At 66.8% G+C, this 18,555-nt stretch carries 14 protein-coding genes; 6 read left to right on the top strand and 8 right to left on the bottom strand.

Going from position 1 to position 18,555, the window contains the following annotated elements; translation table 11 throughout:
• Positions 1 to 22: 22 nt before the first annotated feature.
• From groL to DK26_RS03905, 4 genes are all read left to right on the top strand, one after another.
• On the top strand, positions 23 to 1,660 hold the full coding sequence (gene groL, locus DK26_RS03920; protein WP_066468471.1) for a chaperonin GroEL: 1,638 nt from the start codon (positions 23 to 25) through the stop codon (positions 1,658 to 1,660).
• Positions 1,661 to 1,899: 239 nt separating this feature from the next.
• Positions 1,900 to 3,228: a TAXI family TRAP transporter solute-binding subunit gene (locus DK26_RS03915; protein WP_083532943.1), complete on the top strand. Its 1,329-nt coding sequence runs from the start codon at positions 1,900 to 1,902 to the stop codon at positions 3,226 to 3,228.
• A gap of 118 nt (positions 3,229 to 3,346) precedes the next feature.
• Positions 3,347 to 3,733: a DoxX family protein gene (locus tag DK26_RS03910; RefSeq protein WP_066468468.1), complete on the top strand. Its 387-nt coding sequence runs from the start codon at positions 3,347 to 3,349 to the stop codon at positions 3,731 to 3,733.
• A 228-nt stretch (positions 3,734 to 3,961) separates the two neighbouring features.
• Positions 3,962 to 6,061, top strand: coding sequence for an ABC transporter ATP-binding protein/permease (locus DK26_RS03905; protein ID WP_157089495.1), 2,100 nt, complete (start codon positions 3,962 to 3,964; stop codon positions 6,059 to 6,061).
• A gap of 163 nt (positions 6,062 to 6,224) precedes the next feature.
• Here DK26_RS03905 and DK26_RS03900 read toward each other — a convergent pair whose 3' ends face one another.
• From DK26_RS03900 to DK26_RS03870, 7 genes are all read right to left on the bottom strand, one after another.
• A complete protein-coding gene (locus tag DK26_RS03900) occupies positions 6,225 to 6,698 on the bottom strand; it encodes an META domain-containing protein (RefSeq protein ID WP_066468462.1) in 474 nt (157 codons plus the stop codon).
• Between the two features lie 295 nt (positions 6,699 to 6,993).
• On the bottom strand, positions 6,994 to 7,968 hold the full coding sequence (hisG, locus tag DK26_RS03895; protein WP_066468461.1) for an ATP phosphoribosyltransferase: 975 nt from the start codon (positions 7,966 to 7,968) through the stop codon (positions 6,994 to 6,996).
• 17 nt (positions 7,969 to 7,985) lie between these two features.
• Positions 7,986 to 9,098, bottom strand: a complete 1,113-nt coding sequence (locus tag DK26_RS03890; RefSeq protein WP_066468459.1) for an ATP phosphoribosyltransferase regulatory subunit — start codon at positions 9,096 to 9,098, stop codon at positions 7,986 to 7,988.
• Positions 9,099 to 9,350: 252 nt separating this feature from the next.
• Positions 9,351 to 10,967 (bottom strand): histidine--tRNA ligase, encoded by a 1,617-nt coding sequence (gene hisS / locus DK26_RS03885; RefSeq protein ID WP_066468457.1) that lies wholly within the window; start codon positions 10,965 to 10,967, stop codon positions 9,351 to 9,353.
• 225 nt (positions 10,968 to 11,192) lie between these two features.
• Positions 11,193 to 12,563 (bottom strand): glycolate oxidase subunit GlcF, encoded by a 1,371-nt coding sequence (gene glcF / locus DK26_RS03880; protein WP_066468798.1) that lies wholly within the window; start codon positions 12,561 to 12,563, stop codon positions 11,193 to 11,195.
• A 123-nt stretch (positions 12,564 to 12,686) separates the two neighbouring features.
• Positions 12,687 to 13,874, bottom strand: coding sequence for a glycolate oxidase subunit GlcE (glcE, locus tag DK26_RS03875; RefSeq protein WP_066468455.1), 1,188 nt, complete (start codon positions 13,872 to 13,874; stop codon positions 12,687 to 12,689).
• Positions 13,871 to 15,307, bottom strand: coding sequence for an FAD-linked oxidase C-terminal domain-containing protein (locus tag DK26_RS03870; RefSeq protein ID WP_066468453.1), 1,437 nt, complete (start codon positions 15,305 to 15,307; stop codon positions 13,871 to 13,873). The genes glcE and DK26_RS03870 overlap by 4 nt, the downstream gene beginning before the upstream one ends.
• Positions 15,308 to 15,433: 126 nt before the next feature.
• Here DK26_RS03870 and DK26_RS03865 point away from each other — a divergent pair, with 126 nt between their 5' ends.
• Both DK26_RS03865 and DK26_RS03860 read left to right on the top strand, forming a co-directional pair.
• Positions 15,434 to 16,339 carry a LysR family transcriptional regulator gene (locus DK26_RS03865; RefSeq protein ID WP_083532941.1) on the top strand — a complete coding sequence of 302 codons (906 nt, stop codon included), beginning with the start codon at positions 15,434 to 15,436 and terminating at the stop codon, positions 16,337 to 16,339.
• Between the two features lie 112 nt (positions 16,340 to 16,451).
• Entirely contained in the window at positions 16,452 to 17,381 is a 930-nt protein-coding gene (locus tag DK26_RS03860) for an SMP-30/gluconolactonase/LRE family protein (RefSeq protein WP_066468451.1), read from the top strand.
• Between the two features lie 3 nt (positions 17,382 to 17,384).
• On the opposite strand, the gene DK26_RS03855 is transcribed toward DK26_RS03860, so the two are convergent.
• On the bottom strand, positions 17,385 to 18,461 hold the full coding sequence (locus tag DK26_RS03855) for an AbrB family transcriptional regulator (RefSeq protein ID WP_066468448.1): 1,077 nt from the start codon (positions 18,459 to 18,461) through the stop codon (positions 17,385 to 17,387).
• Between the last annotated feature and the right edge of the window lie 94 nt (positions 18,462 to 18,555).

Below are 18,555 nucleotides of genomic sequence, written 5' to 3'. Positions count from 1 at the left end.
ATCCTCAATCCGGAGTAGTCAAATGGCTGCCAAAGACGTCAAGTTCTCCACCGATGCCCGCGACCGCATGCTGCGCGGCGTCGAAATCCTCGCCAACGCCGTCAAGGTGACGCTCGGCCCGAAGGGCCGCAACGTCGTGATCGAGAAGTCGTTCGGCGCCCCGCGCATCACCAAGGACGGCGTCACCGTCGCCAAGGAAGTCGAGCTCGCCGACAAGTTCGAGAACATGGGCGCCCAGATGGTGCGCGAAGTGGCCTCGAAGCAGAACGACGCCGCCGGTGACGGCACCACCACCGCGACCGTGCTCGCCGCCGCCATCGTCCGCGAGGGCACCAAGGCGGTCGCCGCCGGCATGAACCCGATGGACCTGAAGCGCGGCATCGACCTCGCCGTCGAGGCGATCGTTTCGGACCTGAAGAAGAACTCCAAGAAGGTCACCTCGAACGCGGAAGTCGCGCAGGTCGGCACCATCTCGGCGAACGGCGACGAGTCGGTCGGCAAGATGATCTCGACCGCCATGCAGAAGGTCGGCAACGAGGGTGTCATCACCGTCGAGGAAGCCAAGACCGCCGAGACCGAGCTCGACGTCGTCGAGGGCATGCAGTTCGACCGTGGCTATCTCTCGCCGTACTTCATCACCAATGCCGAGAAGATGGTCGCCGAGCTCGAGGACCCCTACATCCTCGTCTTCGAGAAGAAGCTGTCGTCGCTGCAGGCGATGCTGCCGATCCTCGAGGCCGTCGTTCAGACCGGCAAGCCGCTCCTGATCATCGCCGAGGACGTCGAGGGCGAGGCCCTGGCCACGCTCGTCGTCAACAAGCTCCGTGGCGGCCTGAAGGTCGCGGCCGTCAAGGCTCCGGGCTTCGGTGATCGCCGTAAGGCCATGCTCGAGGACATCTCGATCCTGACCGCCGGCCAGATGATCTCGGAAGACCTCGGCATCAAGCTCGAGACCGTGACGCTCAACATGCTCGGCCGCGCCAAGAAGGTGCGCATCGAGAAGGAGAACACCACGATCATCGACGGCGCCGGCAAGAAGAAGGACATCGAGGCCCGCGTCGCTCAGATCAAGGCCCAGATCGAAGAGACCTCTTCGGACTACGACCGTGAGAAGCTCCAGGAGCGTCTGGCCAAGCTCGCCGGCGGCGTCGCGGTCATCCGCGTCGGCGGCGCGACCGAGGTCGAGGTCAAGGAGAAGAAGGACCGCGTTGACGATGCTCTGAACGCCACCCGCGCTGCGGTGGAAGAAGGCATTCTCCCCGGCGGTGGCGTTGCGCTCCTGCGCGCGCTGTCCTCGGTCAAGTCGATCAAGACCCAGAACGACGACCAGAAGACCGGCGTCGAGATCGTCCGCAAGGCGATCACCGCTCCGGCCAAGCAGATCGTCGACAACGCCGGCGATGACGGCGCGGTCGTGGTCGGCAAGCTGCTGGAGTCGAAGGACTACGCCTACGGCTACAACGCCCAGACCGGCGAGTTCGGCGACATGGTCAAGGCCGGCATCATCGACCCGACCAAGGTCGTGCGCACGGCGATCCAGGACGCGGCTTCGATCGCCGGCCTGCTGATCACCACCGAGGCGATGATCGCCGAGCTGCCGAAGAAGGACGCCCCGATGCCCCCGATGGGCGGCGGCGGCATGGGCGGCATGGACTTCTGATCAAGAAGCCCAGTCTCTCAAGTTCGACCACTACGGAAGGCCCGGCGCAAGCCGGGCCTTTTTCGTCACACGACACGACATCTTGGCGATATCGCTCCACGTAATCTTGTCAGTTGCCGCAGGGTTCTCCCAACTATCGGCATCGCACGACTATCCGAATCGCATGAATCGGACTGGCTCTTGCCATCGCGCGCGACCACGAGGCCACACCCGCACGACCGGCGGAACGGAGATCTTCAATGGTTCGGCGATCTGCCGTGGCTGTCGGCGTCTACGCCGTGGTCGGTTTCCTGGCGGTGGCGGCGGCAGTAGCCAGCGGCTGGTACGCCTTCCGGGACATTCCGCCGACTGTCCTGTCGGTGGCTGTCGGCGGCAAGGGCGGCAATGTCGATCAGCTGATGGGCGAGGTCCGCGACCTCGTCGCAAGCCAGTCGAAGACCATCCGTCTCGAAGTCGTGCACACGGACGGCTCGGCGACGAACGCGCGCCTGGTTGCCGAAGGCAAGGCCGCCCTCGCCTCAGTCCAGGCCGACATCATGACCGCACCGACCGTCAGGGCCGTAGCGATCGTAGCGCGCGAGCACTTCCAGATGATCGCGCGCCGCTCGTCCGGCATCAGGAGCCTGCGGGACCTCGCCGGAAAGCGCCTTGCGCTGCCGCCGGAAGGCACATCGGGCAACCAGAACTTCTTCGCGCTCGCGCAGCATCACGACCTGCCGCTGGCCGAGATCAAGATCACCGCCGGACCGGTCAACGACAATTTCGCAGCGCTGGAGCGCGGCGAGATCGATGCGATCGCTTTTGTCAGGGCGCTGCGCGATCCGGCCACGGTCGAGGTCATGCGACGCCTGCAGCAACGCGGCGACGGGCTGTTTTTCGTGCCGGTCGAGCAGGCTTCGGCGATTCGGCTGGTGAAGCCCTACGTCAGCGAAAGCATCATCAGCCAGGGGACCTATCAGGGATACCCTCCGGTCCCGGAGCAGGACACGCCGACGCTGGCGATCGGGATCAATCTCGTTGCCGGCGCCAAGGTGCCGGACGCGGCGGTCGAGGAGCTGACCCGCATCCTGTTCGACGAGCAGCTGCGCCTCGCCTTCCGAACGCCGCTCGCGGCAGGAATAGCGAGGCCGGCGCAGAACGGCCCGTCGCTGGCGATCCATGCCGGTGCGAAAGCGTATTACGATGGAGCCAGACCATTCCTTTTGGTACGATATCGCGACGAGATCACCTTCATGATCTCGATGCTGACCATCGCCTATTCCGGCGTGATGATGCTGCGGCTGCAGATCCGCAATCGCCGCAAGGTCAGGGTCAGCGCCTACAACGACAAGCTGATCGAGATCGCCTCGCGGGCACAGGAGGCGGATGATCTGGCGACGCTGCACAAATGCCGCGCCGACCTCAATCTCCTGATCCAGCGGGTGATGAAAGATTTCTCGGAGGAGCGCATCTCCGATCAAGGCTTCCACGTGTTCTCGCTGAGCTGGGAGGCGGTTCGTGCCTCGATTGCCGAAGCGATCGGCGAGGCGCGTTCTTCCGAGCAGGCGATCAAGCGGGCCGCGGCGTAGACGAGCCGACTTTGCACAGGCATGTGCGGCCATGCGCTTGCGTCGACTTTGGTTGTAGGCCCTAGATCGGCACAGGTGCGGCATCCTGCCGCGCCCCGATCCTTGCCGAGGCCAAGCCATGCTGAACAACCCAGCGCTTTCAGACGCCGCCAAGCTCGTCGGCCGCATCCTCCTCGCCCTGATGTTCGTCATGGGCGGCTGGTCCAAGATCTCGGGCTATTCCGGAACCCAACAATATATGGCCTCGGCCGGCGTCCCCGGCATCCTGCTGCCGCTCGTCATCATCGTCGAATTGATCGGCGGGCTGATGATCGTCGTCGGCTACAAGACCCGCCTCGCAGCGCTCGCCCTGTTTGGCTTCACCATCGCCGCCTCGGTGCTGTTCCACATGAACTGGGCCGCGCCGATGCAGCAGTTGCTGTTCATGAAGAACCTCGGCATCGCCGGCGGCTTCCTCGTGCTCCTCGCTGCCGGCGCCGGAGCCTATTCGGTCGACAAGGACTGAGGACGCGACGAGGCGGCACAGACACTCCAGCCAGCGCCTGCCGCCGGAAACCTGGTGACGCGCCTTGCCAAGCCGCGTCGCCGGTCGCCCTTCAGCACGCGCGCCCATCACGATCTCGGAAAAATCCAGGCCCGGCCTTGAACCGGGCCTTTTTTGTGGGCACGGCTGCTCTACAACAGCCTTCCGACCGGGCGCGTCGCCGCGCCGATTTCCGACAAGGACCGTTTCATGCGCCTGTTGAGTTTCGCTGTCGCTGGGCTCGCCCTGATTGCGCTGATCGTCGGACAGCAAAGCGGCAGCCCCGGCATGCTCGGCATGGGCGTGGTCGGCGTGCTGCTGAGCTTTGCCACCTTTCGCGCGACCGAGATCAGCACCTTCCTGAAGATCTTCTCGGTCGTCTTCGCGGTTGAGTACGTGGCAACCGGCGCCGGCGCAGTACTAGCACAGACCGGTTTCTGGCCGACCGACTGGCAGGCGATCGCGCCGCCAGCGAGCCTGCCGACCACGATCGCCGTCTTCGGCATCCTTGTTTACGGGATCTCGTTTATCCCGGCTATCCGGCGCATCGCCCGGCTGGCCTCGCCCTATTTCGAGGCGCAGGAAGCGACCACGGCGCAGCTCTGGCCAGTGAAGCCCTTCCGGATCGGCACCGGCCGGCTCGGTATCGCACTGCTGGTCTTCCTCGTGGTGCTCAACCAGATCCAAGTCGGCATCTCGCTGCGCCTTTCCTTCTTCAACCGCGATTTCTACAATGCAATCCAGGAGAAGGATGCGAACGGCTTCTGGTACCAGCTCATCTACGTCTTCAGCGTCTGGGCGGCGATTGCGGTCATCTCCAACCTGATCGAGATCGTCGCGAACTATACGCTGCTGATTCGCTGGCGACGCTGGATGGCCGAGAAGTTCAGCGGAGCCTGGCTGAGCAACGCCAACCATTACCGGATTTCGCTGGCCGGGACCGCCGACAACCCTGACCAGCGCATCGCCGAAGACACGCGCGCCTTCGTCAATCAGACGTACAATTTCGCCCTGCCGTTGCTGACGCAGGTGTCGACCCTGGTCTCGTTCTCGATCATCCTCTGGTCGATTCCGGTCGCCAGCGTCGTGCCCGGCACCGAGATCAGCATTCCCGGCTTCATCTTCTGGATGGCGCTGATCTATTCGGTCGCCGCCACCTGGATCGCGCATATGATCGGCCGCCCGATGATCGGGCTGGAGTTCGAGCAGGAGAAGCGCGAGGCGAATTTCCGCTATTCTCTGGCCCGGTTGCGTGAGTATTCCGAGCAGATCGCTCTGATGCGAGGCGAGGGCTCGGAGCAGCGCCACCTCAGCGAACGCTTCGGCGACATCGTCACGAACTTCTACCGGCTGGTCTGGGCACGGGTGCGGCTGACGACCTTCACCCTGTCCTTTGCGCAGGCCAATGTCGTCGTGCCCTATATCCTGCTCGCGCCGCATTATTTCTCGGGCAAGATCACGCTCGGCATCATGACCCAGGTCGCCTCGGCCTTCGACCGGGTGCAGACGGCGATGTCGTTCTTCATCGACCGCTATCAGTCGATCGCCTCCTATGTCGCCTCGATCAACCGTCTCACCACCTTCGAGGCCGCGATCGCCCAGGCGCAAGCGCAGGGAGCGGGCGGCACGGAATCCGCCATCGACATCGCCCAGCAGCCCGGCAAGGACACCACGGTCGAGACGCTGGCGCTCACGCTGCCGAACGGCAAGCCGATCGTGAACGCCTCCGGCCTGACCCTGCCGGCAGGTCTTTCGACGCTGGTCGTCGGCCCCTCCGGCTCCGGCAAGTCGACCCTGTTTCGGGCGCTTGCCGGCATCTGGCCATTCGGCAAGGGTAAGGTTGTGACCCCCACCGACCAACACATGCTTCTGCTGCCGCAGCGGCCCTATCTGCCCCAAGGTTCCCTGCGGGCGGTGCTGTCCTATCCGGCCGAGCCGGACGCCTTCAGCGACGGCGACATCCAGGCCGCGATGGAGAAGGTCAAGCTCGGCCACCTCACCGACCGGCTCGACGAGGTCGACCTCTGGGGCCAGCGCCTCTCCGGCGGCGAGCAACAGCGCCTCGCGGTCGCCCGTGCGCTGCTGGCCAAGCCCGATTGGCTCTTCCTCGATGAGGCGACCGCCTCGCTCGACGAGACGCTGGAGAACGAGATTTATGCAATGATCCGGCGTGAGCTGCCGGAGACCAGCATCGTCTCGATCGGCCATCGCTCGACGCTGCGCGCCCTGCATGACGGGCTGGTCGCGATGGAGAAGAACAGCGATGGCACCTTCAGCCCGCGCGCCCGGGCTATGGAGCCCGCCGTCTAGTGTTCGGAGCGAGAAGCGGGGCCGCCTCTCCTTTCAAGCCTCACGAAACGCCGCGCCTCCCATCGGAAGCGCGGCGATCCTGAAACTGTCGATCTCAAGACAAGGTGAAGCGGCTTTTCCGCGAGCAGGCCTGACGGCATTTCCGCCGAAGGATGAGCGCGCGTCAGATGCCGCGGTCGAAGCGGATCTCGCCTGAGGCCGTCTTCAACACGAGCCGCCCCTCGACCAGGTCCCATTGCCGGGCGCCGCGCAGCGCCAGCAGGAAGGTGCGCTCGAAATCCATCGCAGCCTTGTCGCAGGCGCGCTTGGTCACCGCGACCGGGCCGACGGCAAAGCCCTGCTGGCGCAGCGGATAGGCCGAAGCCGAATAGGTGTTGCAGCCGGAGAAGCCGGTGCCACGCAGATTGGTGTCGACCTTCAGCGTGATGCGCCGGTCGCTGAGCGGCTTGCCGTTGAACTGCACGGCCGTCCACGACGCATCGAGCGGGAAGTTCTTCTCCTGCTTGGGCGGCGGCGCCGGCTGCCCTTGCTCAGGAATCTGCGAGGGGCGCTGGCGGCCCTGCGCGAAGACGTCACCCGCCAGGGCCGGCAACAGGGAAAAGGCGATGGCGGCCGCAAGGCCGAGGCGCGACTGCATGCTCAACTGGTCCAGACCCCGGATAGGAAATAGCGCGACGGGCAAAGGTTAATTCCAATTGTCACCACTGCACCGAGAGCGGGGCGAAACGCAAGTCTCGATCGCCCCAAAGGTGCAGTCCGCCGCAGCAAAAACATACCGCCGCGGCAAATCGGCGGCGCCACTGCATCCGCCGTCGGTACAGCCGCGTAACCCGAGAATGCGTCGGGATTCCGGCGCAGGCGCGCGTCCACTCCCCCCAAAGGCCGCGCGGACGGAGGCCGCCTCCCGGTGGGGGGGCGGCCTCTCTCGACGATCAGATCCGCGCCTGGAGCCGCTCGATCAGCGGGTTGGTACGGCGGAAGACATAGTCGAGCGCGCGCACGGTGATGTCGTCGGCGCCCGCGCGGGTCAGATCCTCGACCAGCGGGAACACCGCCTTCTTTGGGCAATGCAAGGTCACAACCCCATCCTCTCCGCCAGCGCCGAAAGGCAGGCGGGCGCCGAGGCGCTGGGCGATCTCGCCGAGGCGCTGCGGCGAAACCGCGTGCAGCACGGCGCGGACCTCGCGCAGCGAGCGTGCCTCCTCTTCGGCGGCGATGCGGCCGAGGATGGCGGCCGCAGCGTTGCGGGCGCGCTCGCCCCAGGGAGCCCGAACCGAGGCGACGAGATTGGCCTCCGAGGCCAGCATGACGCCGTCGTCCAGCACCTTCAGCGCGTTGGCGGCGAGCGTCGAGCCGGTGGTCGTGATGTCGACGACGATCTCGGCGGTACCTGCGGCCGGCGCACCCTCGGTCGCGCCGAGGCTCTCGACGATGCGGTAGTCGGCAAGGCCATGGCTGGCGAAGAAGCGCCGCGTCAGGTTGAGGTATTTGGTGGCGACCCGGAGCTTGTTGCCGGTGCGGGCGCGCATGGTCGCGGCGACGTCGTCGAGATCGGCCATGGTGCGGACGTCGATCCAGGCCTGCGGCACGGCGACGACGACATTGGCATTGCCGAAGCCGAGCGGGGTCAACAGTTCGATCGCCGCATCGGCGTCCGAGACCTGCTCGCGGATAAGATCCTCGCCGGTGATGCCGAGATGGACGGCGCCCGAGGCGAGCTGCGCTACGATCTCGGAGGCCGAGAGGAAGGCGACCTCCGCCCCTTCCAGCCCGGCAATCGCGGCGCGATACTCGCGCGAGCCGCGCGCCTGGACGAAGGAGAGCCCTGCCCGGCCAAAGAAGGCCGTGGCGTTCTCCTGCAGCCGGCCCTTGGACGGCACGGCGAGGACGAGCGGGGCATCGTTCATAGTATTCTCCGCTCCGCTCATGCCGTCGCTCCCGCCAGCCGGTCGAGCCAGATCGAGGCGCCGACCGCGGCGACCGGGCCGGGCGCGCCGAGGCGCTGCAGCACGCCGTCATAGCGGCCGCCACCGGCGATCGGCTTCAGCTCGGGCCTCGCCGGATCATGCAGTTCGAAGATGAAGCCGGTGTAGTAATCGAGATTGCGCGCGAAAGCGGCGGAGAAGCCGATATTGCCGACATCGACGCCGCGCGCCGCGAGGAAGCCGGTGCGCTCGTCGAAGACATCGAGCGCGGCAGTGAGATCGAGCCCCGCCTCGCTCGCCAGCTTGCGCCAGGCGGCAGAGGCGCTGTCGGGATCGCCGCTGATCGCCAGCGCGCGGCCGAGCAGCGCCCTCGCCTCGTCATTCACGGGATTGTCGCGCTCGGCGGCCCGCGCCAGGAAGCGCTCGGCGATGTCGCCGGCCGAACGGCCGCCGACGGTCGAGATGCCGGCGATCGAGAGCACGTCCTCGACAAAGGCACGGGCGGCCTTCGGGTCCTGGCCTTCCAGGGCCTTGAGCAGGCCGGCATGGGTCGCCTCGGTCGCGGCAGCCGGCGCATCGAGCGCCGAGACGGCATCGGCGCCCTTACCCTGGGCGACGGCGCGCATCAGGCGGCGACGGGCCGCCTGCGGCACGCCAAGCCCGTCTAGCAGGACGGCGAGCAGGGCGACATCGCCCATCAGCAGGCGCGGCTGGGGGAGGCCGAGCGCCGCGACGGCTTCAACGGCGAGCGCCATGATCTCGGCATCGGCGGCGGCGACATCGTCGCGACCGAAGGATTCGATGCCGGCCTGGGCGAACTCGCCGGGCTCGTTGGCCCGCATCCGGAAGACCGGCCCGGCATAGGCGTAGGACGCCGGCTCGGTCGAGCCGGCGGCGATATGGGCGAGCGCGACGGGGATCGTGTATTCCGGCCGCAGGCACCATTCGCGGCCGTCTAGATCCTGCGTCAGGAAGATGCGGCGGCGGATATCCTCGCCGGAAAGGTCGAGGAAGGGCTCCGCAGGCTGCAGGATCGCGGGTTCGGCGCGGGCATAGCCCTCGCGCTCGAACAGCGCGATCACGGTGTCGATGCTGGCACGGGTCGCGGTCACGGCATTGGTCCTGTTGCGGCGCCGTCCTAGCAGGGGCAGCTCTGATTTTCGACGGTTTTTAGGGAATTGGGTTAGCGGGAATCGGAGGGAGCGCTTCCCTTCTCCCCTTGCGGGAGAAGGTGGCTCGGCAAAGCCGAGACGGATGAGGGGTCGCGCGACATCACGATAGGGAGCAAGAAGCGCTGCCAATTCGAGCGCAGCGCGACCCCTCATCCGCCTGCCGGCACCTTCTCCCGCAAGGGGAGAAGGGCGCTAGCGATGTCGCCCGATGACTCGCCTGACTCCTTCGACCAGTTCGGCCGCCGGCACGGAAAACTGCGCTTCGGCCTGCCGGGCCTTGTGCTCGGCGGAATCCTTGACCTCGCGGCCGGCGGCGGCGAGCTCTGCACCGAGGATCAGGTCCTTGATCACGACCGTGCCGGCTTCGCGCTCCGATGAGCCCTGGATCACCGCGCAGACCGCGCCGCGCCGGTCGGCGTATTTCATCTGGGCGTTGAAGCCGGAGGCACCGAGATAGAGATCGGCCCGCAGCAGCGGCTTGCCGTTTTCGTCCTTCGCCTGCCGGAGCTGCGCCACCATCGCCTGATAGCCCGGCATGAACTCGGGTGACTTGTTGTCCATGGCGGTGACGACGACGAGCGGCAGCTCCGCCTTCTGGTCGACGATCGGCGACTTCACCGCCTTCAGCGCCGAATAGAGCCGGGAGACGCCGATCGAAAAGCCGGTCGCCGGCACGGGCTCGGGCCGGAAGCGGCCGACGAGGCCGTCATAGCGCCCGCCGCCCGCGACCGAGCCGAAGCGCACGACCTGACCGTCCTCGTTGGTGACGGGGAAGGTCAGCTCCACCTCGTAGACCGGGCCGGTATAGTATTCGAGCCCGCGCACGACCGAGGGGTCGATACGGATGCGGCCCGGTCCATAATCGGCTGCACGAAGCAACTTCGCGATCTGCGCCAATTCCTCAACGCCCTCGAGGCCTCTCGCAGAACCAGCGACTGCATCTCGCGCAAAGGAAAGCGTCAATTCGTCAGAGGGCCATGTCTCCTCGCCCGGCGGGTCTCCCGCCGGTGCCGGCTCTTCCCTACGCTTGGACGCTTCGACCAAATCCGGCGTGCTTTCGCGAAAACCAACTTGCCCAGTTAGAAGAAGGATACGGTTGGCTTGCTCCTCGTTCAGCCCCGCGCCCTTGGTGAAATCCCCGCTCTCGTCCTTGCGGCCATCGCAGAGCAGGAGACGCACGCCCTCCGGCCCGAACTTGTCGAGCTTGTCGATCGCGCGCAGCACGGTCAGCCGGCGGCCGGCGTTCTCCTCGCCGCCGAGGCCGATCGCCTCCATCACCCCGTCCAAGACCTTCCGGTTGTTGACCTTGACGACATAGTCGCCGCGCTTGATGCCGAGCCGCTCCATCGTGTCGGCGGCGAGCATGCAGATCTCGGCATCGGCCGCGACCGTGCCGGAGCCGACGATATCGGCGTCGAACTGCATGAACTGGCGGAAACGGCCCGGCCCCGGCTTCTCGTTGCGGAAGACATAGCCGGCGCGATAGCTGCGATAAGGCTTCGGCAGTGCATCGAAATTCTCGGCGACATAGCGGGCGAGCGGCGCCGTCAGATCATAACGCAGCGAGAGCCATTGCTCGTCATCGTCCTGGAAGGAGAAGACGCCCTCGTTCGGCCGGTCCTGATCCGGCAGGAATTTTCCGAGCGCGTCGGTGTACTCGACGAAGGGCGTCTCTACCGGATCGAAGCCATAGAGCGAGAAGCTCTCGCGGATGACGGACAGCATGCGTTCGGTCGCGGCAACATCGGCCGGGCCGCGGTCGACGAAACCACGCGGCTGGCGGGCTTTCAGCTTGTCGGTCTTCGACATCGGTCTTGCGTCACTTCTCGGAACGGGAAAATCCGCCCGTGGGTTAGACCGTGAGGGCGCGGGGGGCAAGGCGCAGTACGTCATTCTCGGGCGAAGCCCTCGAGCCCGACCGTCGGTCGGCCCAAGGATAGACTCCGCGCAGGCCCGAGAATCTCATGACGAGAAGCTGCTTTCGGGCGCCGCGTCCGGCGCGAGATGCTCGGGTCGAGCCCGAGCATGACGTGCTCATTCCGCCGCGACCAGGACCTCCGCGGCCTGCGCTTCCCCGATCCCCGCCTTCGCGAGCTTCTCAGGGATCGGTCCGCCGGTCGCCCAGTCGAGCAGTTCGGCGGTGTGGACGACCGGCGTCGTCGCGCCCTTGTCGGCAAAGCCCTTCGCCAGCTGCGTCATGCAGCCGATATTGCCGGTCGCGACGAGGTCGGGCCGGGTGCGGCCGATATTGCCGACCTTGCGCTCGCGCAACTGTCCGGCGATCTCGGGCTGGAGGATGTTGTAGACGCCGGCCGAGCCGCAGCAGATATGGCCCTCCGGCACCTCCTTCACCCTGAAGCCTGCGCGCGACAGCAGGCGCTTCGGCCCATCCTTGAGCTGCTGGCCGTGCTGCATCGAGCAGGCGGAGTGATAGGCGACGGTGAGATCGAAACCACGCACCGGCGCGATCTCCAGCGTCTCGACGAACTCGGTGACGTCCTTAGCCAGGCCTGAAACCTTCGCCGCCTTCTCGGCATAGGCGGGCTCACTGCGGAACATGAACCCGTAGTCCTTGATCGTCGTGCCGCAGCCGGACGCCGTGATCAGGATCGCGTCGAGCCCCTCGCCTTCGACCTCCGCCATCCAGGCGTCGATATTGGCGCGGGCGAAGGCGAGCGCGTCATGCTCGCGGCCCATATGGTGGACGAGCGCGCCGCAGCAGCCCTCGCCCTTGGGCAGCACGACCTCGACGCCATGGCGGGTCAAAAGCCGGATCGTCGCCTCGTTGATGCCGGGATCGAGCACCGGCTGGGCGCAGCCGGAGAGGATGGCGACGCGCCGCTGGCGCTCGCCGCTGGCCGGGAAATTCTGCGGGCCTTCCATCGCCGAGCGGTTCGGCAGGCTCCAGGGCGCCAGTGCCAGCATCGCCTTCAGCGAGGCGCCGAGATGCGGCAGCGAGCCGAGCGCCCCGGCAAAGGGTTTTCCGAGCCGGGCGGCCAGCATGGCGAGTCGGAAACGGCCGGGATAGGGCAGGATCGCCGCCAGCAGGCGTCTGAGCGCCCGGTCATGCCAGGGGCGCTCATAGGTTTCCTCGATATGGGCGCGGGCATGGTCGACGAGGTGCATGTAGTGCACGCCCGAGGGGCAGGTCGTCATGCAGGACAGGCAGGAGAGGCAGCGGTCGATATGCTTGACCACCTCCGCCGTCGCCGGCCGCTCGTTCTCGAGCATGTCCTTGATCTGGTAGATGCGCCCGCGCGGCGAATCGAGCTCGTCGCCGAGCAGGAGGTAGGTCGGGCAGGTCGCCGTGCAGAAGCCGCAATGCACGCAGGTGCGCAGGATCTTCTCGGACGCCGGCAGGCGCGGATCGGAAGCGAGATGCTCGGGGCTGAAATTGGTCTGCATGATCTCGTCCGTGTCGCCCTGTACGTCATGGTCGGGCCTGTCCCGACCATCCACGTCTTTCCTTCAATCCGCGCCGCAAGACGTGGATGCTCGGCACAAGGCCGAGCATGATGGAAACGACGGTCAAATCCCCGCATACATCCGGCCGGGCTCGAAGATGCCGGCCGGATCGAAGCTTTTCTTGATATCGGCGCTAACCCGCATCAGCGACTCGGCCAGCGGCTCGAAGACCGGCACGACGGCGCGCACCGCATCGGGCGCCCGCACCAGCGTGGCATGGCCACCGAGCGGCTTCGTCGCGGTGCGGATCGCGGCGGCACCAGCATCGCCATGCGCCGGGACGGCCAGCCAGACGAGCCCGCCGCCCCAATCGTAGAACCAGCGCGCCTGCGGGATGGCGCGCGCGATCGCGGCCGTCGCCTTCGGGCCGTTGGTCGGGGCCAGCGAAAGCCGCCAGACGGCCTCGTCGCCGCCGGCGAAGAAGGCGGCATCGCGTACCTCGCGCCAGAGCTTGTCCGAGCCGCGCCCCTCGATCAGTTCGGGCCGACCATGGGCCTTGAGCAGGCGGGCGAGCTCGGCAGCGCGATAGCTGATCGAGGCGGAAAAGTTCTCCAGCCTGAGCAAGGTACGGGCGTCCTCGCCGCCGATCCCGGCCGGAAGATGCGCCGCAGCCATGGGCTCGAAAGGCGAGCCGAGCGCGGCTGAAAGCAGCGCGACCGCCGCCTCGTCGGAGAGGCCTTCCCAGATCAGCGTGACGACGCGCTCCGGCCGCGGCAGGACGCGGAAGGTCACCTCGGTCAGGAAGCCGAGCGTGCCGAAGCTGCCGGCGACGAGCTTCACCAGATCGAGGCCGGTGACGTTCTTCATCACCCGCCCGCCCGACTTCACCAGCTCGCCACGGCCATTGATCAGCTTGATGCCGATGAGCGAGTCGCGGGCGGCGCCGGCATTGATGCGGCGCGGGCCGGAGATATTGCCAGCCGCGATGGCGCCGATCGTCGGCTCGCCCTCGCTGCCCAGCAGGGCCCGGTGATCCATCGGCTCGAAAGGCAACATCTGGCCGCGCTCGGCCAATGTCTGCTCGATCAGCTTCAGCGGCGTGCCGGCCCTGGCGCCGATCACCATTTCGGCGGGCTCATAGAGGGTGATGCCGCTGAGCCCGGCGCTGGAGAGCGTGCTGACGGCATTGTCGGGCCGCCCCAGACCTGAGCGCGTGCCGCCACCGCGAACGGCAAGCGGAATCCGCGCCTCGACGATCGAAGCGACGACGGCGCAGGCCTGCGCCTCTGTCGTGGGAGTGTGGAGCATCACGCGGCGATCCGACCTTCGAGCGGAAAAACCTTGGCCGGGTTGAGCAGCCAGCGCGGATCGAACACCGCCCTCACCCGCTGCTGCTGATGCAGGTCCGCCTCGTTGAACTGCACCGTCATCAGGTCGCGCTTCTCGATGCCGACGCCATGCTCGCCGGTCAGGCAGCCGCCGACCTCGACGCATAGCTTGAGGATGTCGTTGCCGGCATCCTCGGCCTTCTGCGCCTCGACCGGATCATTGCAGTTGTAGAGGATCAGCGGGTGGAGATTGCCGTCGCCGGCATGGAAGACATTGGCGACGCGCAGGCCATAGCCCTTGATGATCTCGTCCATGCGGCGCAGCACGAAGGGCAATTGCCCGGTCGGGATGGTGCCGTCCATGCAGATATAGTCGGCGATCCGCCCGGTGGCGCCGAAAGCCGATTTGCGGCCCTTCCAGATCGCCGCCGTCTCCATCGCCGACTTGCTTTCCTTGACCGTCTTGACGCCGTGCTCCCTGGCGATGGCGACGATGCGGGCGAGTTGGGCGTCCATCTCGGCGTCCGAGCCCTCGACCTCGATGATCAGCAGCGCCTCGACATCCATCGGATAGCCGGCCTTGGCGAAGGCCTCGCAGATCTCGATCGCCGGCTTGTCCATGAATTCCATCGCGACCGGGATGATGCCGGCGCCGATGATGGCTGCGACGGCGGCACCCGCCTGCTCGCTGGTCGGAAAGCCGAACAGCACCGGGCGCGCGCCCTCCGCCGAACGCAGGATGCGGACGGTCGCCTCGGTGACGATGCCGAGCTGTCCTTCCGAGCCGACGATCAGGCCGAGCAGGTCGAGCCCCGGCGCATCGAGATGGGCGCCGCCGATTTCGACGATGCTCCCGTCGAGCATGACCAAAGTGACGCCGAGCACGTTGTTGGTGGTGACGCCGTATTTCAGGCAATGCGCCCCGCCGGAGTTCATGCCGATATTGCCGCCGATCGAGCAGGCGAGCTGCGAGGACGGGTCGGGCGCGTAGAAGAAGCCATCGGCCGAGACCGCACCGGTCACGGCGAGATTGGTGACGCCAGCCTGCACCTTCGCGACGCGGTTCGCGTAGTCGATCTCGAGGATGCGGTTCATCTTGGAAACGCCGATCACCACCGCGTCCTCCTGCGGGATGGCGCCGCCGGCGAGCGAGGTTCCGGCGCCGCGTGGCACGACCGGCACCCCCTGCTCGCCGCAATAGCGCAGCACGGCGGCGACCTCCTGCGTGGTCGAGGGCAGCACGACAGCTAGCGGCATGCGGCGATAGGCGGTCAGCGCATCGGTTTCGTAAGGCCGGCGCTCATCCTCGCTGGTGATCAGGGCCTCGGGCACGACGAGTCGGGCGAGCCCAGCGAGAATCGACTCTCGGCGGGCGAGAATCTCGGCCCGAGGCTCCGGAAATGCGATGGCGCTCATGCTCGATCCTTCGGCTGCAAGCCCGTCCGCGCGCGCCTGCCACTTACGACTCTAGAACAATTCTCGGGTTGTTGCAGCGAGAGTAACGTGCATGATTATTTCCGAAACGGAAAAAATGGAGGCTACGTGGATCGGTTCGGCGACCTCGACGTTTTCGCCCGTGTCGTCACCGCCAAAAGCATGTCGGCGGCCGGGCGCGAGCTCAACCTGTCGCCGGCGGTGATCTCGAAGCGGATCCGGCGGCTCGAAGAGCGGCTCGGCGTGCGCCTGCTGCAGCGAACCACACGGCAGCTCTCGCTCACTGAGGCCGGCCAGGGCTTTTATGAGCGGGTCGTCGCGATCCTCGGCTCGATCGAGGAGGCGGAGGCCTGGGTGGCGAGCGGCGTCGGCCAGGCGCGCGGCACGTTGCGCGTCTCGGCGCCGACCTCGTTCGGCCGGCTGCACATCGCCCCGCATCTCAAGCCCTTCCTCGACGCCAATCCGATGGTCAATGTCGACCTGATCCTGACCGACGCCTTCGTCGACATCATCGGCGAAGGCTTCGACGTCGCGGTGCGGATCGCCGATCTCGAGGATTCCAGCCTGGTGGCGAAGCGGCTGGCGCCGAACCATCGCATCCTCTGCGCAACGCCGGCCTATCTCTCCACCCATGGCAGCCCGGCGACGATCGAGGAACTGCAGAAGCACACCCTGATCGCCCACAACGCCGATCAGTGGCGGCTCGACGGGCCGGAGGGGCCGGTCACGGTACGCGTCACCGGGCAGCTGCGCACCAATTCCAGCGAGGTTGTGCGCGAGGCGCTGCTCGCCGGCGTCGGCATCGCGCTGCGCTCGACCTGGGATGTCGGGCCGGAGCTGAAATCGGGCGCGTTGGCGCGGGTGCTGCCGGCCTACTCGGTCGGCAAACGGGTCGCGGTCTACGCGGTCTATCCGAGCCGCCGCCATATGGAGCAGAAGGTCAGGGCCTTCGTGGATTTCCTCGCAGAACTCTACGGCGCGACGCCGTATTGGGATGAAGGGCTGGAACTCTGAGAGCGGCCCGCCTGCTTTCCGGTCCTCGCAGAACTCATGGACACCAGACGCGCGCGTCGATTGCCGCCGTAGCCGGGATCGCCGATCCTGCCTCCCGACAGGGAGGACAAGCATGACATTCGGCTTCATCGAAGGTTTCAGCGTCGAGGTCTACGATCTGCGCTTCAACAGGATCGTGCCAGCCTCGGCCCGGATGGAGCGGCTCTGGACCGGCGCGCGCTGGACTGAGGGACCGGCCTGGTTCCCGGCGCACAACACGGTGGTCTGGTCCGACATCCCCAACGACCGGATGATGCACTACGACGCGCTCTCGGGCCATGTCGGCATCTTCCGGCAGCCGGCGCGCAACTCGAACGGCAACACGGTCGATCGCCAGGGACGGCTCGTCACCTGTGAACATGGCGGGCGCCAGGTGACGCGCACCGAGCATGACGGCTCGATCACCGTGCTCGCCAGCCATTATCAGGGCAAGCGGCTGAACTCGCCGAACGACGTCGTGGTCAAGTCGGACGGCTCGATCTGGTTCACGGACCCCGACTACGGCATCCTCAGCGACTATGAGGGCGACAAGGCCGAGAGCGAGATCGGGCGCTGCAATGTCTACCGCATCGACCCGCATTCCGGCGCGCTCAGCATCGTTGCCGACGATTTCGTCAAGCCGAACGGCCTCGCCTTCTCGCCCGACGAGAGCGAACTCTACATCGCCGATACCGGCGCCAGCCACGATCCGGAGAACGGGCCGCGCCATATCCGCAAGCTCGCGGTGACAGGGGACGGCACGACGCTCGGCGCCTCCTCCGTCTTCGCCAAGAGCACGGCCGGGCTGTTCGACGGCTTCCGCTTCGACGTCACCGGCCGGCTCTGGACCAGCGCCGCCGACGGCATCCACGTCTTCCACCAGGACGGCACGCTGATCGGCAAGGTGCTGGTGCCGGAGATCGTCGCCAATCTCTGCTTCGGCGGGCCGAAGCGGAACCGGCTGTTCATCTGCGGCACGACCTCGCTGTACTCGCTGATGACACACACCAACGGCGCCGGCTGACGCTCAGTTCTCCGGCGGCGGCTTCTCGGGCTTGATCCAGCCGACGATGAAAGGCATCGAAAGCCCGAGCAGCATGAAGCGCGCGAGATGGTGCGCGCCGACATAAAGCGGGTCGAGTCCCATGGCGAAGGCGAGCATCGCCATCGCCTCGAGCCCACCCGGGGCGAAAGCGGCCATGGCGCTGGCATAGGGCACGCCGGCAAGCCAGGCCGCCGGCCAGGCAAAGGCGAAGGCGACGAGCATCGAGACGACGAAGCCGCCGATCGCCAGCGGGAACAGCGCCGCGATCTCGTTGCGCTTGAGATTGGAGACGCGCCCGCCCATGGCGGCGCCGAGCATCACCATCACCGCAGTGGCGATCTCCGGCGGCAACGTGCCATGAACGATGCCGGCGCCGTGCAGCACGGCGCTCGCCAGCGTCGCGCCAAGGATATAGGGCGCCGTGACGCGCAGCCGGTCGAAGATCAGGCCGGTCGCGAGGGCGCAGCCGAGCACCAGCACCATGTCGGGAAGGCTGATCACCGGCAAAGGTGGCGGGGCGCCGACCGCACCGCCACCGCCGCTGCTCAGCTTCATGATGCTGGGCAGGACGGCGACGAGAACCAGGATGCGGAAGAGCTGGATCGCGGCGATCCGGCCGATATTGGCGCCCTTGTCCTGCGCCACCGAGATCACCGCCGAGAGCGCGCCCGGAGCGGCGGCGAGCAGGGAATCGATCCAGGACCAGCGCGCTACGAAGCGCAGATACGCCCCCGTCGCCAGCATGATCGCCGCCAGCGCGACGACCAAGATGAAGAGCGAGCCTGGATAGCGCGCCGTCGCCGCCAGCGCCTCGGGCGTAGCTGAAGAGCCGATCAGGGCGCCCGACATCACCATGGTCGAATCGAACCAGGGCTTGCGCAGATCCGGCAGCGGCCGGATCACGCCGATGATCGAGACGAGCAGCATCGAGCCCGAGAGCCAGGCGGCGGGAATGTCGAGCAAGGCGAAAAGCCCGCCGCCGCCCGCGGCGCAGGCGATCAGGGCAGCTTCGCGCGACAGCGTCCGCAAGCGATAGGGCAGGAAATTCGGAACGGGCATGCCTCAGGCCATGCGCCGGCTCGGCGCATGGCGGCATCAATGAAGGGCCCGGCCGACTTGGTCAAACGCCCGCAGGGCGCGTCGGCCATGCATT

It is taken from the genome of Allobosea sp. WAO (genome assembly GCF_001509835.1).
Taxonomy (GTDB): domain Bacteria; phylum Pseudomonadota; class Alphaproteobacteria; order Rhizobiales; family Beijerinckiaceae; genus Allobosea.
Note: the sequence above shows the minus strand (reverse complement) of the source record. Positions and strands in the feature narration are given on the sequence as shown.

Bases quoted from the DNA above. Each gene is read 5' to 3' on its own strand.
- groL (WP_066468471.1), top strand. From the start codon at position 23: ATGGCTGCCAAAGACGTCAAGTTCTCCACCGATGCCCGCGACCGCATG.
- DK26_RS03910 (WP_066468468.1), top strand. From the start codon at position 3,347: ATGCTGAACAACCCAGCGCTTTCAGACGCCGCCAAGCTCGTCGGCCGC.
- DK26_RS03915 (WP_083532943.1), top strand. From the start codon at position 1,900: ATGGTTCGGCGATCTGCCGTGGCTGTCGGCGTCTACGCCGTGGTCGGT.
- hisS (WP_066468457.1), bottom strand. From the start codon at position 10,967: ATGTCGAAGACCGACAAGCTGAAAGCCCGCCAGCCGCGTGGTTTCGTC.
- DK26_RS03905 (WP_157089495.1), top strand. From the start codon at position 3,962: ATGCGCCTGTTGAGTTTCGCTGTCGCTGGGCTCGCCCTGATTGCGCTG.
- glcF (WP_066468798.1), bottom strand. From the start codon at position 12,563: ATGCAGACCAATTTCAGCCCCGAGCATCTCGCTTCCGATCCGCGCCTG.
- DK26_RS03860 (WP_066468451.1), top strand. From the start codon at position 16,452: ATGACATTCGGCTTCATCGAAGGTTTCAGCGTCGAGGTCTACGATCTG.
- hisG (WP_066468461.1), bottom strand. From the start codon at position 7,968: ATGAACGATGCCCCGCTCGTCCTCGCCGTGCCGTCCAAGGGCCGGCTG.
- DK26_RS03870 (WP_066468453.1), bottom strand. From the start codon at position 15,307: ATGAGCGCCATCGCATTTCCGGAGCCTCGGGCCGAGATTCTCGCCCGC.
- DK26_RS03900 (WP_066468462.1), bottom strand. From the start codon at position 6,698: ATGCAGTCGCGCCTCGGCCTTGCGGCCGCCATCGCCTTTTCCCTGTTG.
- DK26_RS03855 (WP_066468448.1), bottom strand. From the start codon at position 18,461: ATGCCCGTTCCGAATTTCCTGCCCTATCGCTTGCGGACGCTGTCGCGC.